Raw genomic sequence first — 16720 nt, forward strand, 5'->3', positions numbered from 1 at the left:
AAGGGCGTGCCCCGGAGGTATACCCAAGAGGAGGCCCTAAGGCTTGCCCTGGATTTCTTCCAGGGGGATGAGCTAAGGGCCTCGGTTTTCCTGAACCGCTATGCCCTAAGGGACCCGGAAGGTAGCCTCCTGGAAGCCACCCCAGAGGAGATGTGGCAGAGGCTCGTCCGGGGGGCTACCCGGGTGGAAAAGGGAGCCAAGCGGGAGTTTTTCTGGCTTTTTTCCGATTTTCGCTTCGTCCCGGGGGGGCGGATCCTCTTTGGCCTGGGGAACTGGCGCCGCTCCACCCTCTTCAACTGCTACTACATCCCCATCCGGGAAGACTCGGTAAAGGGCATTACCCGCTTTCTGGACGAGGCCGCCCGCACCTTCGCCTACGGGGGTGGGGTGGGCACCAACGCCGATGTCCTAAGGCCCAAAGGGGCCAAGGTGGGAAACGCCGGGGTAGAAAGCTCGGGAGCGGTGAGCTTCATGGAGCTCTTCTCCACCCTGGCCGGGGTCATGGGGGCCAGCGGAGGCCGGCGGGGAGCCTTGATGCTCACCTTCTCCGACCGGCATCCCGATCTCCTGGAGTTCCTCCAGGCCAAAACCGATCCCGAGCGCAGCCGGGTGCGCCACGCCAACATCTCCCTAAGGGCCACGGACGCCTTTTTGCAGGCGGCCTTGGCCGATGAACCCTGGCCCCTTTCCTTCACCACCCCCCGGGAGCGGATCACCCGTACCATCCGGGCCAAGGAAGCCTGGGACACCCTGGTGGAAGCCGCCTGGCAAAGCGCCGAGCCCGGCCTCCTCTTCTGGGACCGGGTGCGCACCTGGGCCACGGCCCAGTACGGGGGAATGGAGGTGGAGGGGGTCAACGTCTGCGGGGAGGTGCCCATGGAACCCTACGGGGCCTGCAACCTGGGAAGCCTGAACCTTGCCGCTTTCGTGCAGGAACCCTTCAGGGAAAGGGCCCGGCTGGACTGGGCTGGCCTCGAGGAGGCCACCCGTTTGGCGGTGCGCTTTTTGGATGCGGTGGTGGACCTGGGGAAAAACCGCCATCCCCTAAGGGCCCAAAGGGAAGCCTCCCTAAGGAGCCGGCGGATCGGCCTTGGGGTGATGGGCCTTGCCGACATGCTGGCCATGCTGGGCCTGCCCTATGGCTCGGCGAAAAGCCTCACCCTTTCCGAGGAGGTCATGCGCCGCATCAAGGAGGCTGCCTACCGGGAAAGCGCCCGCCTGGCCAGGAAGCGAGGCTCCTTCCCAGCCTTTAACGCCAGGGAGCACCTCAAAAGCCCCTTCATCCAGGCCCTGCCCGAAGAGCTCATCCGGGAGGTGGAACGAGGCCTAAGGAACGCCGCCCTCCTTTCCATCGCGCCCACAGGCTCCATCTCCATCCTGGCGGGGGTGACCAGCGGCATAGAGCCCATCTTCGCCCTCACCTACCTGCGCCATGCCGGGGGACAGGTGTTTCTGGCGGAGCATCCGCTTCTCCTCCGCTACCGCAAGCAAAAGGGAGGGGAGATACCCGACTGGCCCACGGCCCACACTGTGGATCCTTTCCAGCGGGTACACCTCCAGGCCCTCTTGCAACGGCATGTGGACCAAAGCATCTCCTCCACGGTGAACCTTCCCCAGGAAACCCCCAAGGAGGCGGTGGAAAGGCTTTTCCTCACTGCCTGGAAGGAGGGGTGTAAGGGGATCACCGTCTTCCGGGAGGGAAGCCGGGAAGAGGTGATCGAGCCCCTGCCCCCGGTGGGGGTTTGCACCTTCTGCCAGACGGCATGATGCGCTACCGCATCGCCACCAGGCCCTACCTCCCCTACCCTGGGGAGCGCCTGGCCCGCAGGAAGGGCCTAGGGGGCGAGTTTTTTGAGCTTCGCCCCTACGCCCCCGGGGACGAGATAAGGAGGGTCCACTGGCGGGCCTACGCCAAGACGGGCAGGCTCTACACCCGCCTGGAAACCGCTCCTGAGCGAAGCCGGTTCCGCATCCACCTGGACGAAAGCGAAAGCATGCGCCTCCATGGGAAGCTGGCCTACGGGGAGGAGGTGGCGAGGCTTCTCCTCAAGCTGGCGCGGCAAGAGGACGCCTCTGCCCGGCTGGATCGGGGCCGGCCCGAGGCCTTCCGCCGGGGGCCAGGGGTTTTGGTCCTCGTCACCGATGGCCTAGACCCTCTTCCCTGGCCCCGCCTTCTCCCCCGTCGGGTGATCCTGGTCCAGGTCCTGGCCCCCGTGGAACTATCCCCGCCCCTCGAGGAGGCCCTTCTCCAGGATGTGGAAACCGGACAAACCCTCCCCGTGGGACCTGAGGAGGTGAGGGGCTACCGGCAGGCCCTGGAAGCCCACCTGAAGGCCCTGCGCCTCCTGGCCCTCCTTAGGGGTCGTTACGCCCTCCTCAAGGTGGGGGAAGCCCCTTTACCTGCCCTCCTTCGGCAAGGGGTACTGGAGCCCCTTTAGGCACGGGAGCCACCCCACCCCTTTAAGGGATTTGTAAGCCCCCCTGACGAGGATGGGAATAGGCAGGGGAACCCAAGACCCCTGGCCTGGAGGTGGTAGGTATGGGAAAGATGCGGAACCTGGCCTTTTTGGCCCTAGCCCTTACGGCCTGCAGCATCCCCTTCAGCCACACGGTAGACGCCCTACCCTACTTGGAGCAGGAAGGCACCTTCCAGGTGGGCCAAGGGGGGATTAACCCCAACCCCAAGACCCTGGGGCCGGTGGCGATAACCTGGAATCCCGACCCCCGGGTGAGCCTCACGGGGGCCAGCCTGGCCTATAAGGTCTGCTTTACCTCCCAAACCCCAGGGGCCACCTTCGCCGGCACCTTGAGCTACGCCGCCTATCTGGGCGGCAGTGCCGGCGACCTCTTCAGCGAGGCCAACCGCCTAGCCCAAGGCAGCGGGGATGTGTCCCAACTCAACCAAGGCCAGGTATGCCTAGAAGGGCAGGGCACCCTAACCAGTGGCCAGCTGGCCGCCATTCAAAGCGGTACCTTCTACCTGGGAGCCCAGATCTCGGGGGATGCCACCAGCAACCAGGAGGCCACCATCGGCTACCGGCTGGAGCTTTTCCAGATTCATCTTTCGGGCTCCTTCCGGCCGTAAAAGGCTGACCTGGAGGAGGGATTCGCCAGAGTTTCACCCCGCCTAAAACCATGGTGGGGTGGGATACGCCACCCCAGCTAGGCGCCCACCATGGGTCTTCAGGCCGGGGGTGCAAAGGCCTCGAGGCCCAAGGCCCTTAACCTTTCCGGGTCCACGCCTCCCTCCTCCCACCCGGCAAGCCGCCAGTAGGTGCGCACCCCCTCATGGAAGGCCTCAGGGTCAAGATGGGCCTCGGGGTTGCCCTTGCGGAAGGGCTGGAAGAAGCGCTCGGGCAGGCGGTCTTCCTCCGGCTTTATGCCCTCTCGCAGGTTAAAGAGCCGGGTGAGTTGCAAGGTCCTCTCCCCCACCGCCAGCATCTCCCCTGGGGTAAGCCGCCAGCCCGTGGCGGCATAAAGGGCCTCCTGCCACTCCTCCGGGGTCCAGGGGACGAAGTCGCACATGACCAGGCTATTGACAAACCCCCGCTCCCGGGTCTTGGTCCAGAGCATGCGGATCTTGGCCTCGGAGAGGTCTTCCACGGGAAGGGGCGCGAAGTCTTCCCCGTAGAAGCGAAGCTCCTTTAAGGCCTTGCCCTCCTTGGCGAAGGCGGTGTCGTGCAGGTTGTGGTTATGGTCGGCCCCCGTGGGGCTCACCGCATACCCCACCCCCAGGGCCCGCTTGAACCGGGGGTCGTGCATGGGCACCTCCTGCCCCTTCACCTCCATGGAAAGCTCCGGATGGCCGATGGCCGCGGCCAGCCGCCTCGAGCCCAGGGCCAAAAGCTCCCCAAGCCGCCCCTCCTTGCGGGCCAGCTTCTCTATGGCGGCGATCAAGGCATCCCCGTTGCCGAAGCGTAGCCCCAGGCCCTCGTCGTCCAGATACCCCTTCTCCACCGCCTCCATGGCACAGGCAATGGTGACGCCCACCCCGATCACGTCCAGGCCATACTGGTTGCAAAGGGTGTTGGCCTTAGTGACCGCATAAGGGTCCGTGACCCCGCAGGTGGAGCCCAAGGCCCCAAGCCCCTCGTACTCCGGCCCCCCGTACTCCGGGCGCACATCGTACTTGCCAGTGCCCTCAATCCTCACCACCTGCTTGCAACGGATGGCGCAGGCGTAGCAGGTGTCTCGGCCGATGCGGATGCCGAGGGCGTCCAGGCTGGTGCCATCCAGGGCCTCCGCCCCTTCCAGGTGGCCATCCAGGAAGTTATGGCTGGGAAGCACCCCCCTTAGGTTAAAGGGTTTCACCGTGCCCACCGTGCCCATGGTGACCAAGCCCGCCGCCCTTTCCATGCGCTCCCCTGCCATGCGCCGGGCCAAGGCGGTAAGGAGGGCGGGGTCGTGGTAGGAAGGCCGGGTGTCCCTTCTTCCCTTGGCGGAAACCGCCTTCAGGCCCTTGGCCCCCATCACCGCCCCCAGCCCCCCGCGGCCGGCGAAGTGGGCCAGGTCGTGGATGATGTTGGCGGTGAGCACCCGGTTTTCCCCGGCGATCCCGATCTGGGCGATGCGGGTGCCCGGTCCATGGGCTTCCTTGAGGAGGGCTTCCACCTCCAGGGGATCCTTGCCCCAAAGGTGGGAGGCAGGCTGAAGGCTCACCTCACCCCCTTCCACATGCACGTACACGGGCTTTTCCGCCTGCCCCAGGACCACCAAGGCGTCCAGGCCGGCGTTCTTCATCTCGGCGCCGAAGAACCCCCCAGCCTCCGCATCCCCATACCCTCCCGTGAGGGGGCTTTTGGCGGCCACGGTGTTGCGGCCTGAGCCGGAGATGGGGGTGCCGGTGAGGATGCCGGGGGCGAAGATAAGGGCATTTCCTGGGCCCAGGGGGTCCGCCCCTGGGGGCACGTGCTTTAGGAGGAGGTAGGCGGAAAGGGCCCTGCCCCCCAGGAACCGCCGCCAGAAGGCCTCGCCGTAGCTCTCATACCAGATCCGCCCCGTGGAGAGGTCCACGAAGGCCACGCGGTCGTGATAGCCCTTAGGCATAGCCAAAGTTTACCCCCTGAGGCCTGGGCCTCAGGGGGAAGGGAATCCTTAGCGGGTCTTTCCTGCCAAGAGGTCTTCGGCCAGTTTCTGGGCCTTGTCCAGGGCCACCTTGGGATCCACCTTGTTGAGGATGGCCTCCTTGATGGCCTGGCCTAGGATGTCAAAGCGGATCTGCTCCCACTCCGCCAAAGCCGGCTCAAACTTGGCGTAGCGGCTTTGGCGCACGATGGTACCAAAATCAGGGTTATCGGCCACATAGGTCTGGTACACGGGGTCCTTCAAGGCCGCCTCGGTCACCGGCACGTACCCGGTGGCGGTGGCGAACACCGCCTGGGCCCTGGGGGAAAGGACAAACTGCAGGAAGTCCTTGGCCACCGCCTGCTCCTCCTTGCCCGCCTGGCGGAAGACCACCAGGTTGGTGCCCTGGACCAAGCCGAAGCCCGGCTGGCCGGGGGTGCGGCCTGGCAGGGTGGCCACCCCCAGGTCAAACTTGGCCCCTTGGCGGTAGTAGGTGTAGCCGGCAGAGGTATCCACGCTAAAGGCGTAAGGACCCGAGCCCAGGTTCTGGTTGATGTACCCCGAGGTGATGGCCTTGGCCCACCCCTCCTTTACCCCGTTTTGCAGAAGGGTCAGGGCCTCCACCGCCTCCTTGGAGTTCAGGACCAGCTTGCCGTTTTTCAGGTAGCTTCCCCCAAGGTTGAAGAAGAAGTAGGCGAAGGTGGAGGCATCCGGCTGGAACCAGTACACGGGCCCCCCTTCCGCCTGGGAAAGCCTCTTGCTCAGGGCCACAAACTCCTCGAGGGTCGCCGGCACCCTGGCCCCGTGCTTCTTCAGGAGGTCCTTGTTGTAATAGAGAACCTGGATGCTCTTGTTGAAGGGCACCCCATAGACCACCCCTCCGAAGCGCACGGCGTTCAGGAAGGGTAGGTTGACGCCTTGGAGCCTTACCCCCAAGGACTCAATGGGCAAAAGGGCCTTGGCCTCGAGGTACAAGGCGATGTTGTTCTCGTAGGCCTGGGCCATGGCCGGCACCTTACCCGCAGCGAAGGCCGCCTTGATCTTGGTGGAAAGGTCCCGGTACCCCCCTTGGGGCACGGGGCGCACGCACCGGCCCTGCTGGGTCTTGTTGAACTCCACCACCAGGTTCTCCAAGGCGGCCTTGGGGGCTCCGCCGGTGAAGCCATGCCACAGCTCCGCCACCACCTTGGCCTTGGCGCACTGCTCCTTGATAACCTCCTCGGGCTTGGCCTGCTGGGCCAGGGCGAGACCCAAAACCAACGTCAAAACAAGGGCTTTTCGCATACCCAAAACCTCCCAAGAGAGTATATCCCTCCAGGCGTCAAGACAAGGTCAAGCTATTTGAGGCCCGAACGGGCGATGCCCTGGATGAACTGGCGCTGGGCAAAGAAGTACCCCAGGATCACGGGGAGGATCACAAAGGTGCTGGCCGCCATCAAGGCCCCGTAGTCCGACCCTGCCTCGGAAACAAAGGCCTGCAGGCCCAGCTGCACCGTGCGCATCTCTGGGCTCTGGGTGACGATGAGGGGCCAAAGCAGGGCGTTGTAGGCCCCCAGGAAGGTGAAGATGCCGTAGGAAACCAGCCCAGGAAGGCTCAAGGGCAAGGCGATGCGGAAAAGCTGGGTTAAGTACCCTGCCCCATCTATGCGGGCGGCATCAAACAGGTCTTGGGGTAAGGAAAGGTAAAACTGCCTGAGGAGAAAGATGCCAAACACCGAGGCCAGCCAGGGCACGATCAGGGCAAAGTAGGTATCCAGCCAGCCCAGCCTGGCCAGAAGCACGTAGTTGGGAATGAGGAGCACCTCCCCCGGCACCATCATGGTGGCTAGGATCAGCACGAACACCGCCTCCTTGCCAGGAAAGGGAATGCGGGCCAAGGCAAAGGCCGCTAAAGCCGCCAGGAGGAGCCCCACGGCCACCTGGGTGAGGGCGGTGAAGAAGCTATTGAAGAAATACCGACCCCACGGAGCCGCATACCAGGCCTCGAGGTAGTTGTGGAAAAGGTAGCCCAAGGCCCCAGGCACCGCATTCACCCACTCCAGCCGCCAGTCCTCCCCCTGGGAGCGGATGGCATCGGGAGGGAGGGGAGGGTTCAGGGGCGCCTCTTTGGGCCAAAGCACCACCAGGGGCAAAAAGCGAAAGGCCTCCCCTGTGGTGTTGGTGAGCCGTACCCGCCAAGCCCCTTCCCCATACCCCACCTCCACCCGGGTACCATCCGCCCGGGGGTCAAAGAAGGCCCCAGGGGCGCGGGGTATGAAGGCCTTGGGCGGCCGCCCCTTTTCTCCTGGGAAAACCAGTTCCACACTTCGGCCAGGCGCCAGCCCTCCCCAAAGCGGGCTATCCCCCAACCTGGCCGCTTTAAGCCAGTTGCTGGGCTTCATCCGCTCGGGAACCCAGATGGGCTTCGCCTGCAAGGCTTCCTGGGGGCTTTTTAGGCTGGTGGCCAGCATCCAGTAGAAGGGGAAGGCCATGATAAGCCCTCCCCCCAGGAGGACCAGGTGCACCAACAGGGAGGTGGGTTTAAATCTCATAGTTCACCCGCCTTTCCAAAATCCGCCTCTGGATCAAGGTGAGCCCCAGGATCAGAAGGAAGGTCACCATGGCGATGGCGCTGGCGTAGGAGAAGTCCGAGTCGCGGAAACCTTTGTTGTAGAGGTAAAAGGCCAAGGTTAGGGTATCCTGCAACACCCCCCCCGTGGGCGTGAGCACATAGACCTGGGTGAAAACCTGAAAGGCCCCGATGAGCCCCAAGGTAAAGAGAAAGAAGGTGGTGGGGGAAAGAAGCGGCCAGGTGATGAGCCTATGCTTCTGCCAGAAGCTCGCCCCATCCAGCTCCGCTGCCTCGTAGTACTCCTTGGGGATGGCCTGGAGCCCAGCCAAAAGGATCACCACCTGGTAACCCAGAAAGTGCCACACGCTCATGACCATGATGGCCACAAAGGCCAGGCTGGGTCCCGCCCAAAAGCCCTGGACCTGGACCCCAAGGGGCTCGAGGAGAAGGGCGAAAACCCCCTTCGGGGTGTTCAACCAATCCAGGCCCGGGGTACGGAGAAGCCAGTTAAGAAAACCAAACTCCGGGTGGTAGATCCAACGCCACACCGCCGCCGCTGCCGTGAGGGCCGTGATGTAGGGAAGAAAGTACAGGGTGCGATACAGGCCCAAAAAGGCCACCTGGGTATTCAGGAGAATGGCCACCACGGTGGCCAGGAGAAGACCCACCGGCACCGTAAACACCACGTACCAGAAGGTGTTCCCCAAAGCCCTCCAGAAAAGCGGGTCCTGGAGAAGGATACGGTAGTTTTCCAGCCCGGAAAACGCAGCGGGGCGCAGGAAGTTGACCCGCTCAAAAAGGCTTAGGTAGAAGGCGTAAAAGGTGGGAAAGACATGCCAGATGAGAAGAAGGGCTAAGGCGGGCCACACCAAGGCCCAGCCATACAAGGCGCCCTGCTCCTTCTCGCTCAAGCCCCGGCCAAAGAAAAGGGCGAAGAGCAAGGGCACCAAGAAGGCCGCCGGTGGGAACCAGTAGGCCACAAGACCAAGGGCCAAGAGAACGTGGCGCCAGCCAAAGCGAACCCCCCAAAGGACCAAAAGGGCATACAGCCCAAGCCCCACCACCACCCAAGCCTGGGGGAGAAACCCCAACCGGGCCGCATAGACCCCTAGACTCAAAAGGGCTCCCCAGGACAAGACCGCATGGAGGGGAAAGGTCCGCATCCCGTGCCGGAGTATATAGGATGGAGGCGTGTGGACCCTCACCCTGGACACCGCCACCCCTTACCTTTCCCTGGGCCTTTTCCGGGGCGATAAAGGCTTGGGCCGGGTGGTGCGGCTGGGCCGCCGGCATGAGGAAGCCCTCTTCGGCCTGCTGGATGAACTTTTAAGCGAGGTGGGCATCCCCCGGGAGGCCATCGGGGCCCTGATCCTAGGGGAAGGCCCCGGCTCCTACACGGGCCTGCGGATCGCCTTGGCGGCGGGGCTGGGGATCGCCTTGGCCCAGGGGGCCAAGGTGTACGGGGTGCATTCCCTCCTCGCCGCCTGCTGGCCCTTCTTGGAGGAAGGTGGACCTCCCCTTACCCCTCTTTTCACCGCCAGAAACGGGCTCTACTACGGGGCCACCTACGCCAAGCGGAAAGGTAGGCCCGTGGAGATCCTGCCTCCCCGCAAGCTGAAGGCCTCGGAGTTACCCCCAAAAGGCCTCCTTCTGGATCCGCCCCCCGACCCCAGGGCCCTTTATGCGCTTTCGCCCTTTGCCCGGGAGGGGGTGGAACCTTTGTACCTTTGATCCCCATTTCTCCCTCCATTGGGCTCCCTATGGACCCGAGAACGTAGCCTAGGGAAGGGATTTTCCGGGGCCCCCGCCTTGGCGGAAGCCAGGAGGGGGTGGCATGAGGAGGGCGATGGAGCGCCACGGTTCAGCGTAAAAGTAAGCGTATTCGCTCTTCCACCTGCCTTTCTCCTTGCCGGGCCACCAGGCGGAGGCTCAGTCCCCGCACCCGTCCCACCGGTTCCGCCAGCTGGGCTAGGGCCTCATCCAGAACAAAGCGGGTCACATACCGTCCTTGGCCAGCTGGCGCCAGGGTCAAAACCTTGCCCGTGGGCAAATGGAGGAAAACCTCCTCAGCGGGAAACCGAACCTCAGCGCTCACCTCAACCTCCTCCCCCAAAGAAGCCCTGGGAGGAAGAAGGCTCGCCTGCAGGAGCTTCCGCCCCTCATCCAAAGGAAGGACCAGTTCCTGGGAAACCCTTACTTCCCGACCCTCGGACAAAACCTGCGCTTCCAGGCGTAAGGGAAGCGCCCCTCTCGCCTCCCAAGGGACCTGGAAGGTCAATACCCTCGGCCCATCCAAGCCCCCGCCGCGCCCAGCCCCAATCACCTCCCTATTTCCCGGCAAGAGAAGCCGGAGTTTACCCGTAGCTCCTTCCACCTCCAAGCGAACCTCCTCCCCGGGAGCGGGCCTGGAAGGGAAGGAGCGCACGGAGAGGGGTCGGGCCCTATCCACCACCTCCGAGGGCGTGGTACGGAAGGGAAGGCTTAAGGTGGTCTCCTCGAGGGGGACCAGCCGAACCTCCTGGGGCACCTCGGCTCCCTGCACCTCATGCCCAGGTAGAGCCTCCGGCCACACCCTATAGATACCTGGGGGAAGAACCGCCCCACTGCCGCAAGCCACAAAGGCGCCCACCTGCCCAGCCACATAGGCACCCTTTCCCCCTTCACCGGCGCAGACCAGGCGGAAGTGGGAAGCCGGTGGAAGCTCAAGGCGAAGGGGGTTCCAGGGGGCCTGTCCCACTTCCACCTCCAGGGGAAGGGCGAGGGTATCCGGAGGGGGAAAGACCCGCAACCTCCCCCCTGCGCGAGGCAGAAAGATGCGGAACCGCCCCTCAGCGTCGGAGGGGGCAAGGGCCTCTTGGACCACAATCCTGGCACCACCCAAGGGTTTTCCTCCGAGGACCACCACCCCCTCGAGGGGTAGCCGGTCATACCCCCCGAAAGCCTGGGTAACCTCGGGAGGAACGCTGAGGCTAAAGGTGTACCTTCCCTCCAGACCAAAGCGGGTTCCCTGAGGGCTCCAAAACCCCTCCAGGCGAAGCCCGTAAGGCCCCTCCTCCCATTCCCATACCCCTCCTAGGCTCCCTTGGGGGGAATCCAAGCGTAGCCTTCCCTCCAAGGAGAAACTGGCCTGCGCCCTCCGGTAGCTAAGCCCTGCCCCTATCCTCGCCTCCTGGCCCACCCCCGCCTCCAAGGCCAGGCGAAAGGAAGAGTCCAAAGGCCAGGCATACCTTCCCCAAAGCATCCCCCCTTGGGAGTCATACACCCCCTCCACCCGATAAGCGGCCTCCCCCAGGGTTCCAAAGTGGCTCCCCCGTAGCCTCAGTTGCGGGTACAGGCTCGCTTCCAAACCGAATCCTGGGACGCTTCCCCCAAGGAGCAACCCTCCCTCCCAGGCCAGGAAAAAGGCCGGCTCCCCCATCCTTTCCAGACGCAGGGAGGGGTTTCGGCAAGCATCCTCAAGGGTGCACTGCCCTCGGAGGGAAAACCCCCACAGGGCGTAGCCCAGGCGGAGGAGTTCGGGGGTGGCCTCCAGGCGGAATACCCCCTCGCCCCCTTTCCACTCCCCTTCCACCCTCCACGGATAGGCCAGGCCAAGGCGCAAAGGGCCCTCCTGGTACGAAAGCCCAAAGCCTGGCTCCGTATTGAGGAAAACCCCCCAAGGCCCCAGGCTTAGGCCCAGGTTTCCCCCCAAGCGCATCCCCTCCCCCTGCATCCGCAGGGCAAAACTAGCCCCACGGGCCAAAGGACCTTCCAAAGCCAGGGCACCATAGGGACCTGGATACCCCAAGGCCAGGCTCCCCCCCAGGCGGTAAGGAGGGGGAGCTCCTCCAGGGCTTTCCACCTGAACCAGGTATCGCTCCTTCCGATCCCCGTAGGAAAGCACCAGAAGCAACACGCCTCCCTCCTCTAAGGGCAGGGAAACCTCCCTTTCCTCCCCTGGCCCCACCTCCACCGCAAGGGGAGGGAGGAAGACCTGGCTCTCGGGGGCAGAGGCCACGGACACCCCCAGGGGCACATTCCCCCGGTTCGCCAGACGAAGGGGCAAGACCCCCAAAGCTCGAGGAGGCACCTGGACCCATAGGCGCTCCACCTTGGGTACCTCCACCTCCTGGCAAAGGGCTGTCTCCCCCGCACTTAGGCAAACGGGGTACACCCCGGGCGTTAGGGAAGGGGGCGCTTCCAGCACCGCCAGCACCAACCCCTCCCCCTCCTCGGGCAGGAGGAGGGGTTGGAAGGGCTCCACCCGCCAGGTTATCCCTCCCCGCACCCCAGAAAAGGCCAGGGTAAAGGCCTCTCCTGGGGCTACGAGGGTTCTGCCCAAGGCCAGGGAAAGGAGAAGGACTGTGGCCAACAGGATGCCCAGGCGCATGACTTCAGTTGTTGCGCAGACGGTAGCTAAGGGTCAGGGTCCCGGAGGCGGGAAGAAGGGGGAAGGCATCCTCCGGGTCCATCCGCAGGAAGAGGTAAAGCCAAAGGACGGCCTCGGTGTTTCGGGGAATGCTGGCAAGACCCCGGTTATCGGGTATGGCCCCTAAAGGCGTGGGACTCGGCACATGGTTGATCACCCCTGGGCCGGATACCACCTGGACCATCAGGTAAAGACGGGTATTGGGGTCCAGGGGAGGGGGGAAGGTACCGGCCACCCCAGTGAGACGGAAGCAAAGGGTGGTACCGGCCCCACAAAGGGTACCCCCACCCCCGCCCCCACCCGTGCGAAGGAGGCACTCCACCCGGTAAGGCCCCATCCCCCCCACCACCCGGGTGGGAAGGAAAAGGGACGGGCCCGCATCGAAGAGATGCAGGTACCCTGCCAGGTTGGCCACCGGGTAACCCCCTTGGATGCTTAGGGGACCCGGAGCGGAGAAATCAAAGGCCACCTCCGTAGCGTCACACTGAACAGCGTTTTGCGCCTGGCCAAGGGCCAGTAGCAGGATGAGGAAACCTAAGGCACGCGCCATCTTCCCTCCGAGGCGTAGCGGCCGTAGGGGCCTTCCAAAAGGAGGATCACCCGGTACTCCCCCGGAGGAAGGGGCGTAAGAGGCTCCAGCAAGACCCTCCTAACCCCACCAGGCCATACGGGAAGTTCCTCCAGGGCAAGAAGAGCCACTTCCTGACCCTCCGGGGTAAACACCCGGGCCTGGCCGCTCAGGCGCTGAAGGACGTTGCCCGGATTCTCCAGGACCACGGGCAAGGCCGGTCCTTCCCCCCCCACCGTAGCCCTTAAGGCCGGCTTCTCCTTACCCCGCAAGGTGACGTACAGGGCCAAGCCGATCTCGGGCCTCACCTGAAGGCGTACGCCTCCCCTTTCCAGAGGGCGAACCCCAGCCCCAAAGACCACCAGGCAGGCCAAGGTCCCCTCTCCCATGGGCGCCCTCCCCTCCACCCGCACCTCCAGGGCCCCCCCGGGGGGAAGGAGGAAAGCGGAAGGGATTACCCGAAGCTCGGGACAAAGCCCACCGGAAAGGGGAACCTCCTCTAAAGAACCATCTTCCCCTAGGCGGAAAGGGGCAAGGCGCACAGCAATGGCCTCCTCCCGGGGACCTTCGTTTTTCAAGGTTACCCCAAAGGAGAAGGCCTCGCCAGGCCAAGCGGAAAGCTCCATCCGGGCCGGGGAAAGGGTAAGGAAAACGCCTTGGGCGAAGGCTAGGTTTGCCAGCAAAGAGAGGGTCAGTAAGGTTCGCATGGCTCCCTACCAGCATAAAGCCCCTGGGAGTTTGTTAGGGTCCCAGGGGCTTCACGGCACCAGGTGTCCCTTAAGGGGACGAGAGGGTGTAGGTGATGGTGATTTGCTCGTTATTAATGCCACTCAAGGGGATGTCGTCGTTGATGTCCATGGTGAAGAGGTAGTAGAGCCTGTACACGGACTTGCCTTGGCCGCCCGAGCCCGCGCTGATGAGGGTGCTCACACTGGTAATCGACGTGGGGACCGTTGTCCCGGATGATCCCTTGCCGCTCACCTTTTCCGCGAAGACCTTGACCCGGTTGTTGCCCAGGGTGAGGGTACCCGAAACCGAAGGGGCCACCGTCCACTGGGCCCGGTTGGTGCGGATGGTTAGGGTGCCGTAGTCCTGTCCGCCGGTTCCCGTGAGGCTGGTGGGGGCGAAGTCCTGGGTGCTGGTGGCGGTGTCGATGAAGGTGTTGTAGGCCGCCAGGGACGCCTTGGTGTAGGTCGTGTTGCCCACGGTCACGGTTTCCGTCCCATTAAGGCTGGCGTCCGTGAAGTCAAACAGGTAGTCGGTGGCGTCCAGCTGAAGGGAAAGGATAGACGGGATCTGCACCGTAACCGTGTGGTTATCCGTGGCCTGGGCCAAGGCCAGGCCTGCCAGAAGGACCATAAGTGCTGCCAGCTTGCGCATATCCCAAACCTCCTAAAAGGTTTTAGGGGCCGGTTGCGCCACTGGCTCCCCCCTGCTCCATGGCGCCCATCTGGGAGATCAGGGGTTCTTCGCCTCCCCTCAGAGCCCATACTATCAGCCCGTGTGAAAATCTTGTGAAGGGGGTTTATCCTCCCCTCACCCTCACCCAGACCTCCCAGCGAACCCCCGGGGGGACCTGTAAGGGAACCTCCTGGCGACCCCTACCCTCAAAGATAATTCCACCCGTTTCCGAGGGCGGATTCCCTGAAAGGGGCACCAACCAAAGCTGCCACCGGGTGTTGGAAACTATCCGGAGTTTGTAGCTACCAGGTTCCAAGGTAAGCCTACCCTCGGGCAAGGCCTCCACCCTTAGACCCAGTTCCGCCACCTCCAAGCGGAGGATAGCGGGAATCCGAATCCCTACCCCATGTTGGGTCTGTGCGGTTGGATCCCCTGCAAAACCAGGCTGGAGCACCCCTAATACTCCCACCAACACCAGCCCTATCACCCACTTGCCCATAGCCACCTCCCACCGCTAACCCGGGGGAGAGGTGGCGCAAAGAGCCGCGAGAAGACAGAAGATCGACGTTCGGCCGGTTGCGCCACTGGCTCCCCGTGTCCCTTGGCGCCCATCTTGGGTTCCACGGTTCGTCGCCTCCGAACGCCCTAAAAACCTTAGGGCCAGGCTTGGGCGCCTGGCCGGCAAGGGTTTGGCTACGAAGGAAAGCTTTTAACCCTCGGCCGGTTGCGCCACTGGCTCCACCTGCCCCAGGCGCCCAACTACAGGGCAGGCTTCTTCGCCTCCGAGGTACCTTTTGAGGAGCCTACGCTCCCTATGCTTAGGATAGCACAAAACAAGGGGAGAAACCCCTGAAGGCTTCCTTTGCCCTTAAGAAAACCCCCCTTTGGGATTTTGCACCCCTATCCCCCGTAACCCCTCAGTCCGCTGCCACTCCTGGCACCTGGGGGAGGCGGTACTGATAGCTGGGAAGCGGTTCCCGGAAAGAGGTGCCCCTAAGCCTTTCCGCCATCAGCACCAGGTTCTCTCCGGCAATGCGGGCATCCTCCATGAGCTCGGTGTTCTCCTTCAGGCTAATGGCTCCCCGGCGATGGGCATAGACCAACCCCAAAGGGGCCAGGACAAAGCCCATGTAGGAAAGGGGAAGAAGCATCTGGGAAAGGGCCTGGCTGGCCCCCTCCTCCTCGGCCACCGCCAAAAGGGCCATGGGTTTGCCCAGGTTCAAAAGGCCCTGGTTCTCCATGGAGGTCATGCGCTCCAAAAGGGCCTTCATCCGGGCGGAAACGCTGAACCAGTAGACGGGGGTGGCGAAGACCACGGCGTCGGCAGCCAAAATCCTCTCCGCCACCTTACCAAAGCCATCCCAGGGCCCTTGCACGCAGGATTCCGGACCGCAGGAGGTGGGGTCTTGGGAATAGTTCCCCGCGCACAAGGGGAAAGGATGCCGCACCAGGTCCAAGCGCTCCGTGGTGGCCCCTTGGAGCCTGGCTGCCTCGAGGACCTCATCCAATAGCTCCGCCGTAAACCCATCCGTGCGTGCCGATGCGTTGACGCCGAGCACGTGTAAGCTCATAAATATCACCTGCGCACTAAACCTCCTTTAGTATAACAGACGCATACTAAGGCCGCCAAGGCCCAGCCACGAACTCCCCCATGCCCCGGGCCCGAACCGGGTAGCCCCTAAGGGCTCCCTCCCCCACCACCGGCCCCTCCCAGTAGGCCACCCGGGTGGTGCGGGAAAGGATCTCCCCTTCCAGGAAGCGGGGGCGCACCTCCAGGTCCAACCCCGGCCCCACCAGGCGCCAGGCCAGGGTGTAGGTATGGCCAGAGGGGCTCTTCCACGCCTCCAAGGGGAGGAAGCGGAGCTCCACCCCCTCCACCCTTCCCAAGGGGTCCACCCGGCTACCCAGGACCTGGACCACCTCGCCCTTGGCGCCTTTCACCTGGTAGGCCATGAGCTCCGAGCCATCGGAAAGGTGGAGGCTAAGCCAGTCCCAAGTGGCGCTTAGGCCGGAAAACTGCTCCCCCCACTGGTGGTCGGCCCAGGCCTCCCCCCGAGCCTCTTCCCCTAGGACCTGGCCCCAGGCCTCGAGGCGGGTATAGGACTGGTAGTAAAGCCGCCCCGTCTCCTCCGTGCCCGAATAGCCGGGGGGGTGGACCACCGGGGGCTTAAGGGGGCGCAGGCGGAGGTCCACCGGGCCCGCCAAAAGGCGGAAACCCCCATTCTCCCGGTAAAACCGCCAGCCGGAAACCTCCAGGTAAGGGCCCGCTTCCGCCCGGCCTCTTGGGGCAAAAAGGTCCTGGTCGGAAACCTCCAAGAACACCCTCTTTCCGGTGCGCAAATCGGTCAGGGCCAGGTGGGCGGCGTGAAAGGGGCCAAAGAGGCTTCCCGGAAGGCCCAGGATGCGGTAGGCGGGCGGGGCGTAGGCCTTGAAGAAGGCGAAGTGGAAGGCATAGGGCTCCACCCAACCGGAGGCGTACCACCACTCCATCTGGGCGGGCTTGGGGTCCCAGTCCTGGGGGTCGGGAAGCCGCTTTGGGTCCACCCCCACCAGAACAGGAGCGCAAGCCGAAAGCAGGAGGACCAAAGGCCAAAGCCGCCGCATGGCTTTAATCTACCCAAACGGACCCTGCCCCCAATGTGGGCCATTTCCCATGTTAGAAAAAAGAGGGGGAGTGGGGGAGCTATAATCCCCCGGTTTGCAAGATAGCCCTACGGGCTGACCAAAC

The 16720-nt window shown here is 63.9% G+C and carries 14 protein-coding genes and 3 riboswitches; of the genes, 4 read left to right on the top strand and 10 right to left on the bottom strand.

Translation table 11 applies throughout. The annotated features are described in order from the left end of the window. The first annotated feature begins 6 nt into the window (after positions 1 to 6). The 3 genes from DK874_RS00770 (at position 7) to DK874_RS00780 (ending at position 3085) form a co-directional block, all read left to right on the top strand. A complete protein-coding gene (locus DK874_RS00770) occupies positions 7 to 1767 on the top strand; it encodes an adenosylcobalamin-dependent ribonucleoside-diphosphate reductase (RefSeq protein ID WP_114311807.1) in 1761 nt (586 codons plus the stop codon). Next, on the top strand, positions 1764 to 2438 hold the full coding sequence (locus tag DK874_RS00775; RefSeq protein ID WP_114311810.1) for a DUF58 domain-containing protein: 675 nt from the start codon (positions 1764 to 1766) through the stop codon (positions 2436 to 2438). Before DK874_RS00770 ends, DK874_RS00775 begins: the two co-directional genes overlap by 4 nt. 101 nt (positions 2439 to 2539) lie before the next feature. Further along, positions 2540 to 3085, top strand: a complete 546-nt coding sequence (locus DK874_RS00780) for a hypothetical protein (RefSeq protein WP_114311812.1) — start codon at positions 2540 to 2542, stop codon at positions 3083 to 3085. Between the two features lie 98 nt (positions 3086 to 3183). Here the strand turns inward: DK874_RS00780 and DK874_RS00785 are convergent, their stop codons facing one another. The 4 genes from DK874_RS00785 to DK874_RS00800 are packed head-to-tail and all read right to left on the bottom strand — an operon-like array spanning position 3184 to position 8778. Further along, complete coding sequence (locus DK874_RS00785; protein ID WP_114311814.1) at positions 3184 to 5046, bottom strand: aldehyde ferredoxin oxidoreductase family protein; 1863 nt, start codon at positions 5044 to 5046, stop codon at positions 3184 to 3186. 48 nt (positions 5047 to 5094) lie between these two features. Beyond that, entirely contained in the window at positions 5095 to 6348 is a 1254-nt protein-coding gene (locus DK874_RS00790) for an ABC transporter substrate-binding protein (RefSeq protein ID WP_114311816.1), read from the bottom strand. Between the two features lie 53 nt (positions 6349 to 6401). After that, the gene (locus DK874_RS00795; RefSeq protein ID WP_162798683.1) at positions 6402 to 7595 is read right to left on the bottom strand and encodes a carbohydrate ABC transporter permease; all 1194 of its coding nucleotides are present in this window, start codon (positions 7593 to 7595) and stop codon (positions 6402 to 6404) included. Beyond that, entirely contained in the window at positions 7585 to 8778 is a 1194-nt protein-coding gene (locus DK874_RS00800; RefSeq protein WP_114311818.1) for a carbohydrate ABC transporter permease, read from the bottom strand. Before DK874_RS00800 ends, DK874_RS00795 begins: the two co-directional genes overlap by 11 nt. A 28-nt stretch (positions 8779 to 8806) precedes the next feature. On the opposite strand from DK874_RS00800, the gene tsaB reads away from it, so the two are divergent. Then, positions 8807 to 9346, top strand: a complete 540-nt coding sequence (gene tsaB / locus DK874_RS00805) for a tRNA (adenosine(37)-N6)-threonylcarbamoyltransferase complex dimerization subunit type 1 TsaB (RefSeq protein ID WP_114311821.1) — start codon at positions 8807 to 8809, stop codon at positions 9344 to 9346. A 130-nt stretch (positions 9347 to 9476) separates the two neighbouring features. Here the strand turns inward: tsaB and DK874_RS00810 are convergent, their stop codons facing one another. From DK874_RS00810 to DK874_RS00840, 6 genes are all read right to left on the bottom strand, one after another. After that, positions 9477 to 11984, bottom strand: a complete 2508-nt coding sequence (locus tag DK874_RS00810; RefSeq protein WP_114311824.1) for a hypothetical protein — start codon at positions 11982 to 11984, stop codon at positions 9477 to 9479. Between the two features lie 4 nt (positions 11985 to 11988). Further along, the gene (locus DK874_RS00815) at positions 11989 to 12573 is read right to left on the bottom strand and encodes a hypothetical protein (RefSeq protein ID WP_114311826.1); all 585 of its coding nucleotides are present in this window, start codon (positions 12571 to 12573) and stop codon (positions 11989 to 11991) included. Beyond that, the gene (locus DK874_RS00820) at positions 12558 to 13298 is read right to left on the bottom strand and encodes a COG1470 family protein (RefSeq protein WP_114311829.1); all 741 of its coding nucleotides are present in this window, start codon (positions 13296 to 13298) and stop codon (positions 12558 to 12560) included. The genes DK874_RS00815 and DK874_RS00820 overlap by 16 nt, the downstream gene beginning before the upstream one ends. Before the next feature lie 70 nt (positions 13299 to 13368). After that, complete coding sequence (locus DK874_RS00825; protein ID WP_114311832.1) at positions 13369 to 13971, bottom strand: hypothetical protein; 603 nt, start codon at positions 13969 to 13971, stop codon at positions 13369 to 13371. Between the two features lie 18 nt (positions 13972 to 13989). Beyond that, a riboswitch (cyclic di-GMP riboswitch) is annotated at positions 13990 to 14077 on the bottom strand. A 476-nt stretch (positions 14078 to 14553) separates the two neighbouring features. Continuing rightward, positions 14554 to 14639, bottom strand: a riboswitch (cyclic di-GMP riboswitch). A gap of 62 nt (positions 14640 to 14701) precedes the next feature. Continuing rightward, positions 14702 to 14785: riboswitch (cyclic di-GMP riboswitch) on the bottom strand. Between the two features lie 124 nt (positions 14786 to 14909). After that, positions 14910 to 15563, bottom strand: coding sequence for a flavodoxin family protein (locus tag DK874_RS00835; protein ID WP_114311837.1), 654 nt, complete (start codon positions 15561 to 15563; stop codon positions 14910 to 14912). 46 nt (positions 15564 to 15609) lie between these two features. Continuing rightward, complete coding sequence (locus DK874_RS00840) at positions 15610 to 16596, bottom strand: lipocalin-like domain-containing protein (RefSeq protein ID WP_114311840.1); 987 nt, start codon at positions 16594 to 16596, stop codon at positions 15610 to 15612. Positions 16597 to 16720 lie beyond the last annotated feature (124 nt).

Origin of the sequence: Thermus caldifontis, from assembly GCF_003336745.1 — a bacterium.
In the GTDB taxonomy this organism is placed as follows: domain Bacteria; phylum Deinococcota; class Deinococci; order Deinococcales; family Thermaceae; genus Thermus; species Thermus caldifontis.